The organism is Patulibacter minatonensis DSM 18081 (assembly GCF_000519325.1).
Taxonomy (GTDB): domain Bacteria; phylum Actinomycetota; class Thermoleophilia; order Solirubrobacterales; family Solirubrobacteraceae; genus Patulibacter; species Patulibacter minatonensis.
Window position 1 is genome coordinate 4040653 of sequence record NZ_KI912613.1, and the last position, 16234, is coordinate 4056886.

Genomic DNA, 16234 nt, shown 5'->3' on the forward strand with positions numbered 1-16234 from the left:
GGGACCGGCCGGCGCACCTCGGGGACGGCTCCGGGTGGCGGATCCCGGGCGGTCGCGCTACTCTCGGTAGAGAAGATTGACTGACCAGTCAATCTAGCCAGCCGCCAGCACGGAGACGCCACGTGAGCACCGAACCGACCAGCGCCGAGTCCCGCAAGTTCGCCGAGGACGCCCGCGAGACCGAGTGGAAGCTCCCGAGCTTCGGCAAGGAGCTCTACCTGGGCGACTTCCAGTTCGACCTGATCCACCCGCTGCCGGCCGACGACGCCGAGAAGGCCGCGCGCGGCAAGGTCTTCCTCGAGAAGCTGCAGACGTTCCTCGAGAACGAGGTCGACCACCTCCAGATCGAGCGCGACGCGAAGATCCCCGAGCCCGTGATCGACGGGTTCAAGGAGCTCGGCGCGTTCGGCATGAAGGTGCCGCTGAAGTACGGCGGCCTCGGCCTCTCGCAGGTCGACTACAACCGCGCGCTGGCGATGGTCGGCACGTGGCACGGCTCGCTCGGCGCGCTGCTCTCCGCCCACCAGTCGATCGGCGTCTCCGAGCCGCTCCTGATCGCGGGCTCCGAGGAGCAGAAGCAGAAGTGGCTGCCGAAGGTCGCCAAGGACCACATCTCGGCGTTCCTGCTCACGGAGCCCGACGTCGGCTCCGACCCGGCCCGCCTCGCCGCGCAGGCGATCCCGACCGCGGACGGCACCGGCTACCGCATCACCGGCCGCAAGCTGTGGGCGACCAACGGCGTCATCGCCGACATCGTCGTGATCATGGCCCGCGTCCCGAAGAGCGACGGCCACAAGGGCGGCGTCTCCGCCTTCGTCCTCGAGTACGACTCCGAGGGCATCACGGTCGAGAGCCGCAACCAGTTCATGGGCCTCAAGGGCATCGAGAACTCCGTCACGCGGCTCGACGACGTCTTCGTGCCGGCCGAGAACCTGATCGGCAAGGAGGGCGAGGGCCTGAAGATCGCCTTCAAGACCCTCAACACCGGCCGCCTCGCGCTGCCCGCCATCTGCGCCGGCACCGCCAAGTGGGCCGCCCGCGTCTCCCGCGAGTTCGCCACCGAGCGCGTCCAGTGGGGCAAGCCGGTCGGCGAGCACGACCCGGTCGCGCAGAAGATCGCGTTCATCAACGCCACGGCGTTCGGCCTCGAGGCCGTCGTCGACGTCACCGCCCGCCTGTCGGACTCCAAGCGCTCCGACATCCGCATCGAGGCCGCCGTCGGCAAGCTCGTCGGCTCCGAGCTCGGCTGGAAGGTCGTCGACGAGCTCGTCCAGATCCGCGGTGGCCGCGGCTACGAGACCGCCGAGTCGCTGAAGAACCGCGGCGAGCGCCCGGTCCCGGTCGAGCGCGCGCTGCGCGACATGCGCATCAACCGGATCTTCGAGGGCTCGACGGAGATCATGCACCTGCAGATCGCCCGCGAGGCCGTCGACCAGCACCTGAAGATCGCCGGCGAGCTCATCGAGGGCGACGGCGGCCTGTCCGAGAAGGCGAAGCTCGCCGTCGGCGCCGGCAAGTTCTACGCCAAGTGGTTCCCGAACCTGACGACGGGCGAGGGCCAGAACCCGCGCTCCTACGACGAGTTCGGCGCGCTGGCCCAGCACCTGCGCTTCACGGAGCGCAACTCGCGCAAGCTCGCCCGCGTGACGTTCTACGCGATGGGTCGCCACGGCGCGAAGCTCGAGTCCAAGGGCGCCGTCCTCGGCCGCATCGTCGACATCGGCGGCGAGCTCTTCTCGATCGCCGCGACCGTCGCGTACGCCGAGGCGCAGAAGAAGGCGCACCCGGAGCGCGCCCGCGAGATCGACGAGCTCGCCGGTCTCTTCTGCCTGCAGGCGCGGCGCCGCACGAAGGACCTCTTCCACGGGCTGCGCAGCAACGAGGACGACGAGAACTTCGAGCTCGCGCAGAAGGTCCTGACGGGCCGGTACACGTTCCTCGAGGAGGGCATCCCGTACGACGAGACGGCGACCGAGTCGCTGTTCGGCGCGGACTACCGCCAGCCCGTGGCCGGGTCGGGCAAGGACGCCGAGCCCGTCGAGGCCTGAGTCGTCGCCCGGGAGGCCCCGGACGGGACACGACGAGGGCGGGGGAGCACCTCCTCCGCACCGAGCAGCACCCGGGGGCGCCGTCGAGGCGCCCCCGGCGCGTTCCCGGGGCGCCCGGCCGGCGTCCCGCGAAACCTGCGGCGTACGCAGCGATTTCCGGCAACCGGCGCGCCGAGCACCGTGTTCGTGCATGCCGTCGACATCCGGGGGCATCCAGTTGCGGAGGTCCGCCGTTCTACCTGACATGACAACGACGCACTTCCGCGGTTCCTTCTTCACCCGGACTCTTCCGGCCCTCGCCATGACCGGCGCCCTCGCCCTTGGCGTGACCGCGTGCGGCGACGACGACAGCGACCCCGTCACGACCAACGGCGGCGGCGCCCAGAGCACGAAGCCGGAGGCCGAGGTCAAGGACGTCACGGGCGGCATCACCCGCGTCACGCTCGACGCCGGCTTCGTCAAGGCGCTGACCTCCCTGAAGGTCACCCCGGCCCCGGTCGGCGACGCGAACATCAGCGACAAGGGCGTCGCGAGCTTCCCCGTCACCGGCGGCAGCGTGAAGTACTACAAGCCGAGCGGCCCGGTCCAGCCCTACGTGCAGGGCGAGCTCGACCACGACGGCTCCGGTCTCTCGCTGACCGCCGGCGGCAAGAAGACCGAGCTCGAGGACTTCGTCATCGACCCGGGCACCTCGACGCTGACCGGCAAGGTCTCCGTCGACGGCAAGGTCGCCGCCCCGTCCGCCCCGCTCTTCTTCCTCGACGGCCGCACGCTGAAGCCGCTGCGCCTGAACGAGCAGAAGACGAAGGCGATCCTCGAGGGCACGACCGTCAAGCTCAAGCAGGAGGCCGCCGACCTGCTGAACAAGACCTACAGCCTCACCGGCGCCAACGCGCTGAAGGCCGGCCTCGTCATCGGCGTCGCGAAGATCACCGTCCCGGTCAAGTAGTCCACGGTCGCTGCGCCGCCCCGGGCGGCGGAGCGACCCAGCGGCACCCGACGCCGTCGCCGGAGCACCTCCGGCGGCGGCGTCCGTCGTTCCGGGCGCGCACACGGGCCGACGGGAGCACTGTTGTACGGTCTCCCTAACATGGCCGACGCTTCTCCGACGAGCACCCCTCGACCCGCCCGCCGCGCCGTGCGCACCACGGTGCAGCGCGTGGACCGGGTCTCCCCGCACGTCCTCCGGGTCGTCCTCGGCGGCCCCGGGCTCGACGGCTTCGGGGCCGGCGCGTTCACGGACCACTACGTGAAGCTCCTCTTCCCGCCCGCCGGAGCGCCGTACGGTCCCGATTACGACCTCGCGGAGGTCCGCGGGACCCTGCCGAAGGACCAGTGGCCGCGGACGCGGACCTACACGGTCCGCGACTGGGATCCCGCGACGCTCGAGCTCACGATCGACGTCGTGCAGCACGGCGACACCGGGCTCGCGGGTCCGTGGGCCGCCGCGGCCCGGCCGGGGGACGTCCTGCAGCTGCTCGGACCGGGCGGGGCCTACGCACCGGACCCGGACGCCGACTGGCACCTGCTCGTCGGAGACGCGTCGGTGCTACCGGCGATCGCCGCATCGCTGCCGCGGATCCCCGCGGGCGTCCCGGTCCACGTCGTCGCCGAGGTGCACGACGCCTCCGAGGAGCAGGAGCTCGCGTCGCCCGGCGACCTCCGGGTCACGTGGCTCCACCGTGGCGACAGCGGTGCCGTGCCACCGGCGGACGAGCCGCTGGCCGTCGCCGTCCGGGAGCTCGAGTTCCCGCCCGGCCGGGTCCACGCCTTCGTCCACGGGGAGGCCGTCGTGGTCCGCGAGCTGCGGCGTCACCTGCTCGCCGACCGCGGCCTCGAGAAGGGCGACCTCTCGATCTCCGGCTACTGGAAGCGCGCGCTGGACGAGGACGGCTGGCAGTCGTCGAAGGCCGCGTGGAACGCCGAGGTCGAGGCCGACGTGCGGGCGTAGGGTCGGGCGTCGCCCGATCGGTGCGCGGACGGTCAGCGATGCCGGTCGTCGTGCCGTCCCGCGGTGCGGTTACGGTACCGTAGCCGGAAGGACGGGCGGCCGCCGGATCGACAGGGGCGGGCCCGCCACCGCACGATGCCCGACCTCACACAGTTAACATGCGTGCACTGAGACGGTCACGGTCATGACGCCCCGTTCGGCCGCCGCCGCACCGCCGCTGCCCCCACGCCCGGCGCTGCTGCGCGCCTCGACCCGACTGGCCGCCGTCGACGGCCTGACCGCGTGGGCGCTCGAGGCGGAGGCGTCGGCGGTCGCGCGCCGGGCGGCCCTCGCGCGGGACGCCGAGCGCCTCGCCGCGCCCCGGATCTGGCCCGACACGGTCGGCTCGCTCGCGACCACCACCTGGCGGGTCGCCCGCGCCGCGGCCCCCGACGCCCCGCTGGCGCTGCTGTCCGCGGCGGCGGCCGCCACCGGGCTCCCCGTGGCACCTCCCGGCGGGGGCGACGGCACCATCGAGCGGGCCGACCGCCTCGTGCGCGCCGGCGGCCCCGCGTACGTGAAGCTCGGCCAGTTCATCGCGAGCGCGCGCGGCCTGCTGCCGGACGAGTGGGTCGACGCGTTCGCCTGGTGCCGCGACGAGGCGCCGCCGATGTCCCCCGGCGTCGCGGAGGAGGTCGTCCGTCGCGAGCTCGGGGACCTCGACGCGTTCTCCTCGTTCGAGTCCGAGCCGCTCGCCGCCGGATCGATCGGTCAGGTCCACCGGGCGGTGCTGCGGGACGGCACCGAGGTCGTCGTCAAGGTCCGCCGCCCGGGCCTGCGCCGCGCGTTCCGCTCGGACATCGAGACGCTCGCGCTCGTCTGCGCCGCCGCCGACCGGATGCACCAGGGCGTGCGTGCGGCGAACCTGCCCGGGTTCGTCACGCTCTTCGCGCAGCTGACGCTCGAGGAGCTCGACTTCCGCCTCGAGGCCGCGAACCTCGTCGAGAGCGTCGCCGTGCTGGAGGACCTGGGAGCGGACGACGTCCGGGTCCCGCGGCCGTTCCCGGCGCTGACGACCGAGCGGCTGCTCGTCATGGAGCTGCTGCCCGGCGTCTCCTACACCCGACTGCCGGCCGCGGCGGTGGCGGGCGACGCGGGCGCGCGGCTCTTCACCGCGGGCGTGCGCGGCGTGCTGGAGGCCACGATCGTCCACGGGCTCTTCCACGGCGACCTGCACGCCGGGAACGTCCTCGTCGAGGGCGACACGTTCTCGATGGTCGACTTCGGCATGTGCGGCCGGCTCGACGCCCCGCAGCGCGCGGGTCTCGTGCGGTTCCTGCTCGGGTTCGCGGCGTCCGACGCGCGCGCCCAGGTCGAGGCGATGCGGACCTTCGGGGCGATCGACGAGGGCGCCGACGTGGAGGCGCTCGTCCAGAGCCTGCAGCGCGACCTCTCGCGCCTCGACGCGCGGACCGACGGCCAGGTCACGTTCGACCGGCTGGGGGAGACCCTGGGACGGCTGCTGCGGACCCTCGCGGCCGGCGGGTTCCGGATGCCGAAGGAGCTCGTCCTCTTCTTCAAGAACCTGCTCTACCTCTCGGGCTTCGCGGCGGCCGTGGCGCCCGACGCCGACGTCCTGGCGGTCGTCTCCGGGATCCTCGCCGACCTGTTCGGGCGCGACGGCGGGGCGCTCGCCGCCGAACTGCTCCCGGCGGCCCCGGCCGCAGGTGCGACCCCGGGTGGTCCCGACGCGTAGCCCGGGGACCGGGCGTCGCACACGGGCCGCGGGTGGGTCCTCCGTCATCCGCCCCCGGCCGATCCCGTCGGCCGGCGGGTCCGCGGCCGGCCGTGGCCCGCGGTCAGCCGCCGCGGAACGCCGTCGCGGCGATCGGCACGAGGTCGCGGGCCCCGACCGTGGTGCGGCCGGCGAGGACGTCGTAGCCGAGGGCCTCGACCCGGTCGAGCACGCGCCCGTAGACCGCGCGGGCGAGCCGCATGCCGCGGCGCATGGACACCGGCACGTGGTCCTCGACCTCGACCGTGTCGGCGAACAGCCCGCGGGCGCGGGCGACGTCGTCGGCGATCCGGCCGCGCAGCAGGGGGGAGGCGACGCCGCGACGGAGCTCGTCCTCGTCCAGCCCCGGCAGGTAGACGCGGTCCATCGCCCAGTCCTCGCGGACGTCGCGGATGAAGTTCGTGAGCTGGAAGGCGACCCCCAGCCGCGCCAGGGGCTCGGTCCCCTCGCCGCGGGCGTCCAGGAGCGGGGCCATCAGCCGGCCGACCGTGGCCGCGCTGCCGTTCATGTAACGGTCCAGCGCTTGGTCGTCGGGGATCCGCACCCGGTCGGCGCAGTCGACGCGCATCGACTGCATGTACGTCTCCAGCAGGTGCAGCGGCATGTCGTGCCGGCGGCCGGCGTCGGCGAGCGCGGCGAGGACCGGGTGGTCGGGGCGTCGGCCGTCCACGGCCTCCTGCAGCGCCCGCTGCCACGCGTCGAGCGCCGCGCGCCGGGTCTCGGGGGTGGAGGCGCGACCGCGGCCGTCGACGATCTCGTCCGCGCCCCGGAGGAAGCCGTAGAGCGCATGGACCGCGGGGCGGGTCCTGCGGGGGAGGCGGGCGGTCGCGAGGAAGAACGTCGGATCGTGCCGGCACTGCATGCGGCGACAGCGGTCGTAGGCGGTGGCGACCGCGTCCTGCGGTGAGGTTCGGGTGAGCACGCACCCCTATCGTCCCAGTGCGGGCGCCCGCGCACAACGCGGACCCGTCGCGCGCCACCCGACGACGCGCCAGGCCGCCGCCGGTCAGTCCTCGAACACCAGGGCGTCGCCCACGCGGACGGCTCCCGGCTCGAGGACGCGGGCGTACACGCCGAGGGCGACGCCGGGTCCGAGCTCGGTCTCCTGCATCCCGCGGTAGGCCTTGATCATGCGGACGACGGGGAGGTCGCGGCCACCCTCGTCCGGGTGCCGGGTGACGCCGGCGCATCGCGGGACGGGCCCGCCGACCTCGATCAGCGCCCGTCCGACGCGGACGGTCCGGCCGGCCCACCCGTCCTCGGCGTGGGCCGGCGTACCGGACACCGCGAGGAGCATCCGGAACCGGCGCGGGTCGACCGTCCCGACCCCGGCGCGCTCGGCCAGGTGCGTGACGGTGGCCTCGCCGAGGACCGTGACGGGGTGGACGTCGGAGCCGTCCCCGGCACGGTCGAGCAGCACCAGCCGGACGTCCTTCCCGGCCCGCTCCGACAGCAGCGCCGACCACGGTCCCTCGACCACGTGGCCCGGCGTCGTCCGCAGCCCGAACATGTCGACGCCGACCGGGTCGCCCGGGACGACGGTCGCGTCCCAGCGGCCGCCGTCGCGGTCGCGGACGTCGAGCCGCCCCGACCCGCGGTCGTACCGCGCGGTGAGGTCGACCCAGGCACCCGTCTTCGTGATCGATACGAGCCGGCCCCGGTCGTCGACGACGACGAAGTCGCGGTCCCCGACCGCCCCGGAGCGCTCGAGCCGCACCTCGTCCGGGTGCTGGAGCGCGAAGCCCTTGATCGGGGTGACCGACAGGCGGGTCACCCGCGGCGCGTGGTCCTCGCGGTCGGTGCTCGCCATGCGCGGACGCTACGCGATCCGCCGGGCGCGCAGCACGGCCCGACGGGTGTCGCGGTCGGCGGACACGCGTCGTCGCCGGGCCGTGGAACCGGTCGCCGGCCGGGAATCGATGGTCTACGCTGGCGACATGTGCCGGAACATCCGCACCCTGCACAACTTCGAGCCGCCGGCGTCGGACGACGAGGTCCGCGCGGCCGCGCTCCAGTACGTCCGGAAGGTGAGCGGCTCCACGAAGCCGTCCCAGGCGAACGAAGAGGCCTTCGCGCACGCGGTCGACGAGGTCGCGCGCATCACCGAGGAGCTCCTCGGCGCGCTCGTGACCACCGCGCCCCCGAAGGACCGCGAGGTCGAGGCCGCGAAGGCCCGCGCCCGCTCCGAGAAGCGCTTCGCCGCATAGCCCCGCCGGGAGCGCAGCGCCCGTCGGTCAGCGGGGGAGCCGCGCCATGGCGAGCCAGTTCCCGCCGTGCGTGGTCCGGAGGGTCGCGCGCCCGTGCGCGCCCTCGATGCGACGACGGAGCGTGTCCTCGTCGCGCGGCGTCAGGACGAGCGGCCGCGGGCGATCGGCGGTCCCGAGCGTCTGGACCGCGATCACGACGTGCTCGCCCTCGCAGCGGATCCTGATGTTCACCCGCTGATCGCCGGTCGCCCGGCGCACGAGGGTCATCGCGACGTCCTCCAGCACGAGGTAGGCGGCCCGCGCGGCGGCGGTGCCGACCTCGCCGGGCACCGTGCGGTCGGAGACCCGGACCTGGTGGCCGTGGCGGGCGAGGAGCGTCTCGATCGTCGAGAGGTCCGCGATCGTGCGGGGATCGCTCGTGGCTGAACGGTCGACCGCGACGGTGGCGGGGTCCGCGGGGACGGCGCCGGCCGTGGCCTCCGCATCGTCGGCGCCACGGGTCGCCGATCGCCGGAGGCGGCCCAGCCGTCCTGCGACGAGCCGTGCTGCGCCCGGCTCAGGCACGCCGGTCCTGGTATCGGTTCGGTGTCAGTCGCATGAATGTTCGGTATCGAATGATATCGACCGCTCCGGCGACGGAGCGCACAGATCGACGGAGCCCGCGGGAGCGCTCCCGGTGCGTCGACGGCCCGCGCCTCCCGAGGGACGCGTCGGGGGCGTCCGGCGGGCGGACGGGCCGTCGAACGGGCGTGACGTCGGCCGCCTGCGCGCGTACTCTGTCGCGAACACCGTTCCGATGCGCCCGACCGCACCGACCGGCGTCCCCCGCACCCCCACCGCCGTGCTCCGACATCCATGACCGCACCCGCCCTCCGGGGATCGCACGGCCGCCGCGCATGAAGCAGCTGACCTACCGCGCGACCGTCGACGGCCAGGCGCTCGTGATCCGGTTCGCCACGTCCGGCTCGGAGTTCGCGACGGACGACCCGACCGACGCGCTGGTCGACGACCCGCCCCGGTGCGCCGGAGCCGCCGGCGCCCATGCGTGGTGCGCGGTCGTCGCCGCGTGGCGCCGGCGGGAGGACCGCTCGCAGCGCTGGCAGCGGGACGTCGTGCGGGACGTCGTCGGGGCCGCCCGGCGTCGGTTCGCCGCGGCGAGCGACGCGCAGCAGCGCATCCCGATCCACGTCTTCCAGGCGGAGGCGACGCGGGCCGCCGAGCGGCACTACCCGCCGCCGCCCGTCGCCGACGCCCCGCCGCCGACGTTGCCGCCGTCGCTGCGGGATGCGGTGCTGCACACGCCGTCGGGCCCCCGCCGGGACCGCTTCGGGGCCTGACCGGGCCCGGGACCTCGCGACCGGTGGGTGGGGCCGGTCGCCCGCGTGTCGATCAGTCCACCGGCGGGCCGTGCCGCGTCACGGAGAGCCCGGGCGGAGCGGCAGGGACGTCCTCCGGCGGGGTCATCGTCCGCAGGCGGCCCTGGAACGCGAACGCGAGGCGGTCCGCGTGGAGCTTCGCGTGCTCGGCGCGCTCGCCGGCGAAGAGCTCGTCGACGGTGGTGTGCCACAGGAGCAGCCAGCGCTGGAAGTGCCCGGGACGGAGGCGGACCTTCGCGTGCAGCGCGGCGTGGGGGTGGAACGCCCCGCCGGTGTACGACTTCGCGCCGAGCAGGACGGTCTCCCAGAACGTCGCGACGTGCGGCGCGTGCACGTCCAGGTCGAGGTCGGCGACGTCGGTGAAGATGAACCCGACGACGGGGTCGACCAGCGCCCGGCCGTAGAAGGCGCGGACGAGGCGCTCGCAGTCGTCGCGGTCCTGGATGTCGGGGAGCGGGGCGATGCCCGGAACTATGCCGACCGCGGACCGTCGACCGCGGTGTGCACGCCGAAGCCTCGCCGGACGCGGTCAGGACCCCCCGGCGTGAACCGGCGGGGCTCGACGCTCACGCGGACGAACCACCCCAGCGACGCGTGGACGGTCTCGGTCGACGGGGCCGCGTCCCCCGGCACGTCGATCGCGAACGGCACGGTCGCCTCGACGCCGGGCGCGAGCGGGGCGTCCTCCGCGATCGTCACGACCGGCCCGTCGATGATCAGCGTGTCGCCCGGCGTGCGGACCAGCGGGTGCGAGACCACCGTGCGCTGGAGCCGCACCGTCAGGGTGCTCGCCCCGAGGTCGACGCGGGGCGCCACCGCGACCCGCCCGCGGAGCTGCTCGCCTGGCAGCCACCAGTCCCGGTCCAGGGCGATCGACACGTCCGACGACGTGCCGTCCAGGCGCTCGTCCGCGAACCCGGCGGGCGCGTCGGGCGGCGGGACGACGACCTCGAACGCCTCGGCGGCCCGGAGATCGCGTCCGGAGCGCTCGACGTGCAGACGCACCTCCCAGCGCACGAGGCTCTCCGACGAGCCCGGCGACCACGACGGCAGGCGCAGCGGGACCTCGTGGGCCCCTGCGCGGAGCGTCCCGCCCGCCACCGGGAGCGGGGCGTCGAGCACGTGCACCCAGTCCGTGGTGGTCCGGTCCGTGCCGAAGTCGGTCCCAGCCGTGTCGGGCGCGAACAGGTCGAGGTCCCGGTTCATCGTGGCCTGCACCCGGCGGCCCGCCCAGCGGTAGGGATACCGGTTGACGTACCCGAGCTCGACCCGCGCGGACGTGACCCCGCGGACGTCGCCGTCGAGCCCGACCCGCGCCGTCAGCGTGCTCGTCGGGAGGTGCGGGCCCGCGGGACCGAGCCGGAGATCGACCGCGGGGCCTCGCGAGAACAGCCCCACGGAGCGGTCCTCAGCCCGTCTTGCCGTGCTTCTCGCGCCACGCCGCGGCCTCCTCGGGGTGGTGCTTGAAGTGGTGCCGACGGACCGGCCAGAAGAGGAGCATCAGCACCGCCTCGCCGGCCTTCGCGAGCAGCTGCAGCGGCCAGGCGAGCACCAGGCCGAGGACCACGACGAAGAGCCACGCCGGGTAGACGAGCACGAGGCAGAACCAGAGGAACTGCTTGATGCCCGGCGGGTAGCCGTCGGCCTGGCTCAGCACCAGTCGCGGGTTCGCGCCCGCCTTCAGCTTCTGGGTCCACGTCGACGCCCGCTCGAAGGCGATCTCGTGCTCGTTGGCGTCGGACCCGCGCTCCTGCGCGGTCGAGCCGCGCTGGGGACGGGATGGTTCGGCGGTCGACATGGTGCGACGTCCTGGGGTCGGGGGCGGGCGCGGGAGGAGCGCCGACAGCCGGGCAGCGTCGCAGGGGACGGCCGGCACGGCGTGGGGGACGGGGCCCTGAACTTTCGGCGGGCCGGCCGGCCGCGGGATCCGACCGGCCGGCGAGCGGACCCGTGGGCCCCGCCGCTACGGCCTCAGGCGAGCGGGCGCCCGGCCCTCCAGACGGCGTACCGCCCGGGCAGGCAGACGGCGCACGGCCGGTAGCCGGCGCGGATCGCGGTGTCCTCGTCGGCGAAGAAGACCCGGTCCCGCACGTACCCGCCCCGCTCGATCGCCCGCCGCGCGGTCCGGCAGTCCAGGCGGCCGTAGATCCGCGACCGGCGGTGCCCGCCCAGCGTCCCGGGGCGGTCGGAGACGACGGGGGCGCCGTCGGGACCGAGCAGCTTCCACGTCGTCCGCACGCCCGGATCATCCCCGACGGCCCCGCCCGGGCTTGTGGAGGTTCGCGACGGGGTATTTTGGAGGTCTGATGCTCGGGCCCGTCCGTCGACTTCGCGTGATCGCGGAACGCGACCTGCGCCGCCGGGTCATCAGCGACGACCGCCTCCACGACACCGCGAAGGTGCTGCAGGACGGCGCGGTCCGGGCCGAGGGCTGGATGGCCTGGCTCCGCCGGCACTCACGGATCGCGGGGCTCGGCAGCCTCGCCGTCGTCATCGCGCTCGTCTCCTTCGCGGTCGCGACCTCGGGCGGCGGGACGGTCAAGGTCTCGAGCGCGTCCGACGCGGCGAAGACCGCGATGGACCTGCAGTCCGGGCTCAGGAACGTCGAGTGCACGCGCGGCTCCGGGGCGTGGGAGTGCGTCGGGGTGCGGAGGAAGCGCGCGTGGTCGTGCCGGATCTACCTCCAGCACACCGACCGCCAGGCGATCACCGGGACGTGCAACCGCGGGACCCAGGCGCCCTGACCACCGGCCCGCCGCCGGTCCCGGGCCCAGGATCCGCGGACCACGACCGGTAGCGTGGCTCCGCGACGCATGACCCTGGTCGACGCCCTGCCCTCCGATCCCAGCGCCGACGCGCTCTACGACGCGTTCGTGGAATGGACGGCGGAACGGGAGCTCGAGCTCTACCCGCACCAGGAGGAGGCCGCGATCGAGCTCTTCTCCGGGAACAACGTCGTTCTGGCCACCCCGACCGGCTCGGGCAAGTCGATGGTCGCGATCGCCGCGCACTTCGCGGCGCTGGCCGACGACCGCGTCACGTTCTACACCGCGCCGATCAAGGCCCTGGTGTCGGAGAAGTTCTTCGCGCTCTGCGAGGTCTTCGGGGCGTCCAACGTCGGGATGCTGACCGGCGACGCGTCCGTCAACGCCGACGCCCCGATCATCTGCTGCACCGCCGAGGTCCTGGCGAACATCGCGTTGCGCGAGGGGCCCCGGGCGGACGTCGGGCAGGTCGTGATGGACGAGTTCCACTACTACGCCGACGGGCAGCGCGGCTGGGCGTGGCAGGTCCCGCTGCTCGGGCTGCCGCAGGCGCAGTTCCTCCTGATGTCGGCGACGCTCGGCGACATCACCCGGATCTCCGAGGACCTGACCCGTCGCACCGGTCGCGAGACCGCGCTGATCGACGACGCCGAGCGCCCCGTGCCGCTGAGCTTCGAGTGGTCCGTCGACCCGCTCCACGAGCTGCTCGAGACGCTGGTGGAGACCGACAAAGCCCCGATCTACGTGGTGCACTTCACGCAGGCGTCGGCGATGGAGCGTGCGCAGTCGCTGCTCTCGGCGAAGCTCGTCTCCCGCGCGGAGCGGGACCGGATCGCCGAGGAGCTCGGGGCGTTCCGGTTCACCGCGGGCTTCGGGAAGACGCTGTCGAAGCTCGTCCGCGGCGGGATCGGCGTCCACCACGCCGGCATGTTGCCGCGGTACCGCCGCCTCGTCGAGCAGCTCGCGCAGACCGGCCTCCTGAAGGTCATCTGCGGGACCGACACGCTCGGCGTCGGCATCAACGTGCCGATCCGCACCGTGGTCTTCACCGCGCTGGCGAAGTACGACGGGACGAAGCACCGGCTGCTGAAGGCGCGGGAGTTCCACCAGATCGCCGGCCGCGCCGGGCGCGCGGGGTTCGACACGTCGGGGCACGTGATCGTCCAGGCGCCCGAGCACGTGATCGAACGGACGAAGGCGCTCGCGAAGGCCGGCGACGACCCGAAGAAGCGCCGCAAGGTCCAGACGAAGAAGCCGCAGGACGGTGCCGTCAGCTGGACCGAGGAGACCTTCGAGCGGCTGAAGGCCGCGCAGCCGGAGGCCCTGGTCTCCCGCATGCGGGTCGACCACTCGATGATCCTCAACGTCGTCAACCAGCACGGCGACCCCGTCGAGACCATGCGGGCGCTGATGGAGGAGAACCACGAGGACGAGGGCCGCCGGGCGAAGCTCTACGCGCAGGCGCAGGAGCTGGGCGACGAGCTCGTCGCCGCCGGGGTGCTCGAGTGGCTCCCCGAGCCCGACGAGCACGGGCGGACGTTGCGGCTGGCGCTCGACCTGCAGGACGACTTCGCGCTGAACCAGCCGCTCGCGTCGTTCGCGCTGCAGGCGTTCGAGCTCCTGAACGCCGAGGCCGAGACCTACACGCTCGACGTGCTCTCGGTCGTCGAGGCGATCCTCGACGACCCCTTCCCGGTCCTGATGGCGCAGGCCAACGAGGCCCGCGGCGAGGCCGTCGCCGAGATGAAGCAGCAGGGCATCGAGTACGACGAGCGGATGGAGCTGCTCGAGCAGGTCACCTACCCGAAGCCGCTCGGCGAGCCGCTGCTGGACGCGCTCCGGACCTTCCGGGAGACCCACCCGTGGGTGCGCGAGAGCGACCTCTCGCCGAAGTCGGTCGTCCGCGACATGTACGAGTGGGGCCGCTCGTTCACCGAGTTCGTCTCGCACTACAAGCTCGCCCGGTCCGAGGGGGCGCTGCTGCGGTACCTCTCGAGCGCGTACCGGGCGTTGCGCCAGACGGTCCCGGAGCAGGTCCGCACCGAGGAGCTCGAGGTCATCATCGAGTGGCTGGGGGAGACCGTCCGCCAGACCGACTCCTCGCTGCTCGACGAGTGGGCCGCGCTGACCGACCCCGAGGCCGTCGAGCAGGCCGCGGCGGACCTGGCGGCCGGGAAGCCGCCGGCGCCGGCGCGGCCCATCACCGGGAACGAGAAGACGTTCTTCGTGATGGTCCGCAACGCGATGTTCCAGCGGGTGCAGCTCGCGTCGCGCGACCGCTCGGGGGCGCTGGCGCAGCTCGACGCCGCCGCGGCCGCGCTGACCGAGCCCCCTGGGCGGATCACGATGCGCGAGCCCGCCTGGCGCAGCGCGCTGGACGCGTACTGGGAGACCTACGAGGAGCTGCCCGCCGGGCCGGCGGCGCGGTCTCCCGCGCTGCTGCTCGTCGACAAGGACGCGGGGCAGGACGGCGCACGGGTGTGGAAGGTCCGGCAGATCATCGACGACCCCGAGGACCACCACGACGTCGCGATCGTCGCGGAGGTCGACCTCGACGGCTCCGACCAGGCGGGCGAGCCCGTGATCCGGACCCTGTCGTTCGGGACGGACGAGCTCGGCGGCTGAGGGTCAGGAGACCTTGGCCCGCGACACCTGGTTGAGCGCGAGCACGTTGCCCTCGCTGTCGCGGAGGAACGCCGCCTTGACCGGCCCGAAGTTCGCGACGTCGGGGTCGCGACCCTCGTCCCCGCCGGCGTACGCGCCGCCGGACGAGAGGGGCACGAACCCGGCCCCGCGCTCCTTGAGACCCGCGACGAGCTCGTCGATGCCCCGCACCGCGAAGCTCGCGACCGGGTAGGCGACCGGGACGCGGTCGGCGGGCGCCTCGGCCAGGGCGACCAGGGTCCCGTCGCCGGCGCGGAAGGACTGGAGCTCGTCCTCCGGGTCCGCGGTCGCCTGCAGGCCGAGCACCTCGGTGTAGAAGCGGCGGGCGCGCCCCAGGTCGTGCGCGGGGAGGACGGCCGTGACGGGGAAGCGGTCGAGCATGCGCCTACGGTACGCGTGGCGCCCGCAGATCGACCGGTCCGTGGCCCGCGTGCCGCGCGGTTCAGCCGTTCCCGACGGGAGCACCGGGCTTGTAGTTGCGTCTGCAACTAGATGCGGTACGGTGCAGGCATGACCACGAGCGCCGCCGGATCCGACCCGTCCTCCCGTCCGCAGGCCGGTGGCCTGCCCGTCCTCGTCACCGGCGCGACCGGCACCCAGGGCGGGGCCGTGATCCGGGCGATCGTCGGCGCGGGCCTGCCCGCCGCCGCGCTGGTCCGGGACCCGGGGTCCGGGCGGGCGCGGGCCCTGGCGGACCTCGGCGTGGAACTGCGGACGGGGGACCTGGCGGACGAGGCGTCCCTCGTGCGCGCGTTCGCGGACGTGTCCGCGCTCTACGCCGTCACGACGCCGTTCGAGGGCGGGACGGAGCAGGAGGTCGCCCAGGGCGTCGCCGTCGTGGACGCGGCCGTCGCGGCCGGGGTCCCGTGGCTCGTGCTCGCGTCGGTCGCCGCCGCGGACCGCGCGGCCGTGCCGCACTTCCGGAGCAAGGCGCGGATCGAGGAGCACCTGGGCGCGTCCGGCGTGCCGTGGACGGTGGTGGCGCCCAGCTACTTCTACGAGAACGTGTCGCGTCCCGACCCGGCCGATCCGGTCCTCCGCGTCCCGCTGCCGGCCACGACGCCCCTGCACCAGGTCGCGCTCGAGGACCTCGGCGCGGTCGTCGCCGCCGTGCTCGGGCGCCGCGACGAGCACCTGGGCGTCCGCGTCGAGGTCGCCGGCGACGCCCCGACCCCGCAGGAGATGGCCGACGCCCTCGGCGTGACGTTCGAGGAGCAGCCGCTGGAGGCGGTCGAGGCGCGGAGCGCGGACCTCGGCGCGATGTACCGCTTCCTCGCCGGACCGGGATACGGGATCGACGTCGACGCGGTCCGGGCCCGGTACCCGGAGGTCGCCTGGCGGAGCTTCTCCGCCTGGGCCCGCGGCTGACGCCCTTGCCTCTGTGCGGCAGGGCCGGCCCGGGACCGAGCGACGCCGGGCCCGCCCGGCGCGTCAGGATGGGGGAGTCCC

17 protein-coding genes are annotated in these 16234 nt (G+C 74.1%); 9 read left to right on the top strand and 8 right to left on the bottom strand.

Going from position 1 to position 16234, the window contains the following annotated elements:
* The first annotated feature begins 122 nt into the window (after positions 1-122).
* From PATMI_RS31600 to PATMI_RS31605, 4 genes are all read left to right on the top strand, one after another.
* The gene (locus PATMI_RS31600) at positions 123-2048 is read left to right on the top strand and encodes an acyl-CoA dehydrogenase family protein (protein WP_051472031.1); all 1926 of its coding nucleotides are present in this window, start codon (positions 123-125) and stop codon (positions 2046-2048) included.
* A gap of 301 nt (positions 2049-2349) precedes the next feature.
* Complete coding sequence (locus PATMI_RS0118830) at positions 2350-2997, top strand: hypothetical protein (protein WP_051472032.1); 648 nt, start codon at positions 2350-2352, stop codon at positions 2995-2997.
* Between the two features lie 141 nt (positions 2998-3138).
* Entirely contained in the window at positions 3139-3999 is an 861-nt protein-coding gene (locus PATMI_RS0118835) for a siderophore-interacting protein (protein WP_026911994.1), read from the top strand.
* Positions 4000-4183: 184 nt separating this feature from the next.
* Positions 4184-5734 (top strand): ABC1 kinase family protein, encoded by a 1551-nt coding sequence (locus PATMI_RS31605; protein WP_084270077.1) that lies wholly within the window; start codon positions 4184-4186, stop codon positions 5732-5734.
* 103 nt (positions 5735-5837) lie between these two features.
* On the opposite strand, the gene PATMI_RS0118845 is transcribed toward PATMI_RS31605, so the two are convergent.
* Together PATMI_RS0118845 and PATMI_RS35075 are read right to left on the bottom strand one after the other, a co-directional pair.
* Positions 5838-6695, bottom strand: coding sequence for a phytoene/squalene synthase family protein (locus PATMI_RS0118845; RefSeq protein WP_026911995.1), 858 nt, complete (start codon positions 6693-6695; stop codon positions 5838-5840).
* Between the two features lie 84 nt (positions 6696-6779).
* Entirely contained in the window at positions 6780-7583 is an 804-nt protein-coding gene (locus PATMI_RS35075; RefSeq protein WP_026911996.1) for an MOSC domain-containing protein, read from the bottom strand.
* Positions 7584-7710: 127 nt separating this feature from the next.
* Between PATMI_RS35075 and PATMI_RS0118855 the strand changes: the two genes are divergently transcribed.
* Positions 7711-7980, top strand: coding sequence for a DUF2277 domain-containing protein (locus PATMI_RS0118855; RefSeq protein ID WP_026911997.1), 270 nt, complete (start codon positions 7711-7713; stop codon positions 7978-7980).
* A gap of 27 nt (positions 7981-8007) precedes the next feature.
* Here PATMI_RS0118855 and PATMI_RS0118860 read toward each other — a convergent pair whose 3' ends face one another.
* A complete protein-coding gene (locus PATMI_RS0118860; protein ID WP_026911998.1) occupies positions 8008-8544 on the bottom strand; it encodes a hypothetical protein in 537 nt (178 codons plus the stop codon).
* 332 nt (positions 8545-8876) lie between these two features.
* Between PATMI_RS0118860 and PATMI_RS0118865 the strand changes: the two genes are divergently transcribed.
* Positions 8877-9317: a hypothetical protein gene (locus PATMI_RS0118865; RefSeq protein WP_026911999.1), complete on the top strand. Its 441-nt coding sequence runs from the start codon at positions 8877-8879 to the stop codon at positions 9315-9317.
* Positions 9318-9369: 52 nt separating this feature from the next.
* Here the strand turns inward: PATMI_RS0118865 and PATMI_RS0118870 are convergent, their stop codons facing one another.
* From PATMI_RS0118870 to PATMI_RS0118885, 4 genes are all read right to left on the bottom strand, one after another.
* Positions 9370-9690, bottom strand: coding sequence for a group III truncated hemoglobin (locus tag PATMI_RS0118870; protein ID WP_245604199.1), 321 nt, complete (start codon positions 9688-9690; stop codon positions 9370-9372).
* A 137-nt stretch (positions 9691-9827) separates the two neighbouring features.
* Positions 9828-10754: a hypothetical protein gene (locus tag PATMI_RS0118875; protein ID WP_026912001.1), complete on the bottom strand. Its 927-nt coding sequence runs from the start codon at positions 10752-10754 to the stop codon at positions 9828-9830.
* 10 nt (positions 10755-10764) lie between these two features.
* Positions 10765-11154 (bottom strand): hypothetical protein, encoded by a 390-nt coding sequence (locus PATMI_RS31615; RefSeq protein ID WP_036726118.1) that lies wholly within the window; start codon positions 11152-11154, stop codon positions 10765-10767.
* Positions 11155-11327: 173 nt separating this feature from the next.
* A complete protein-coding gene (locus PATMI_RS0118885; RefSeq protein WP_026912002.1) occupies positions 11328-11594 on the bottom strand; it encodes an Ada metal-binding domain-containing protein in 267 nt (88 codons plus the stop codon).
* Positions 11595-11662: 68 nt separating this feature from the next.
* Here PATMI_RS0118885 and PATMI_RS0118890 point away from each other — a divergent pair, with 68 nt between their 5' ends.
* Positions 11663-12100: a hypothetical protein gene (locus tag PATMI_RS0118890; RefSeq protein WP_157260854.1), complete on the top strand. Its 438-nt coding sequence runs from the start codon at positions 11663-11665 to the stop codon at positions 12098-12100.
* 69 nt (positions 12101-12169) lie between these two features.
* Entirely contained in the window at positions 12170-14746 is a 2577-nt protein-coding gene (locus PATMI_RS0118895; protein WP_026912004.1) for a DEAD/DEAH box helicase, read from the top strand.
* 3 nt (positions 14747-14749) lie between these two features.
* On the opposite strand, the gene PATMI_RS31620 is transcribed toward PATMI_RS0118895, so the two are convergent.
* Positions 14750-15166 carry a VOC family protein gene (locus tag PATMI_RS31620; protein WP_036726121.1) on the bottom strand — a complete coding sequence of 139 codons (417 nt, stop codon included), beginning with the start codon at positions 15164-15166 and terminating at the stop codon, positions 14750-14752.
* 129 nt (positions 15167-15295) lie between these two features.
* Between PATMI_RS31620 and PATMI_RS0118905 the strand changes: the two genes are divergently transcribed.
* Positions 15296-16153: an NmrA family NAD(P)-binding protein gene (locus PATMI_RS0118905; RefSeq protein WP_211241752.1), complete on the top strand. Its 858-nt coding sequence runs from the start codon at positions 15296-15298 to the stop codon at positions 16151-16153.
* The last annotated feature ends 81 nt before the right edge of the window (positions 16154-16234 follow it).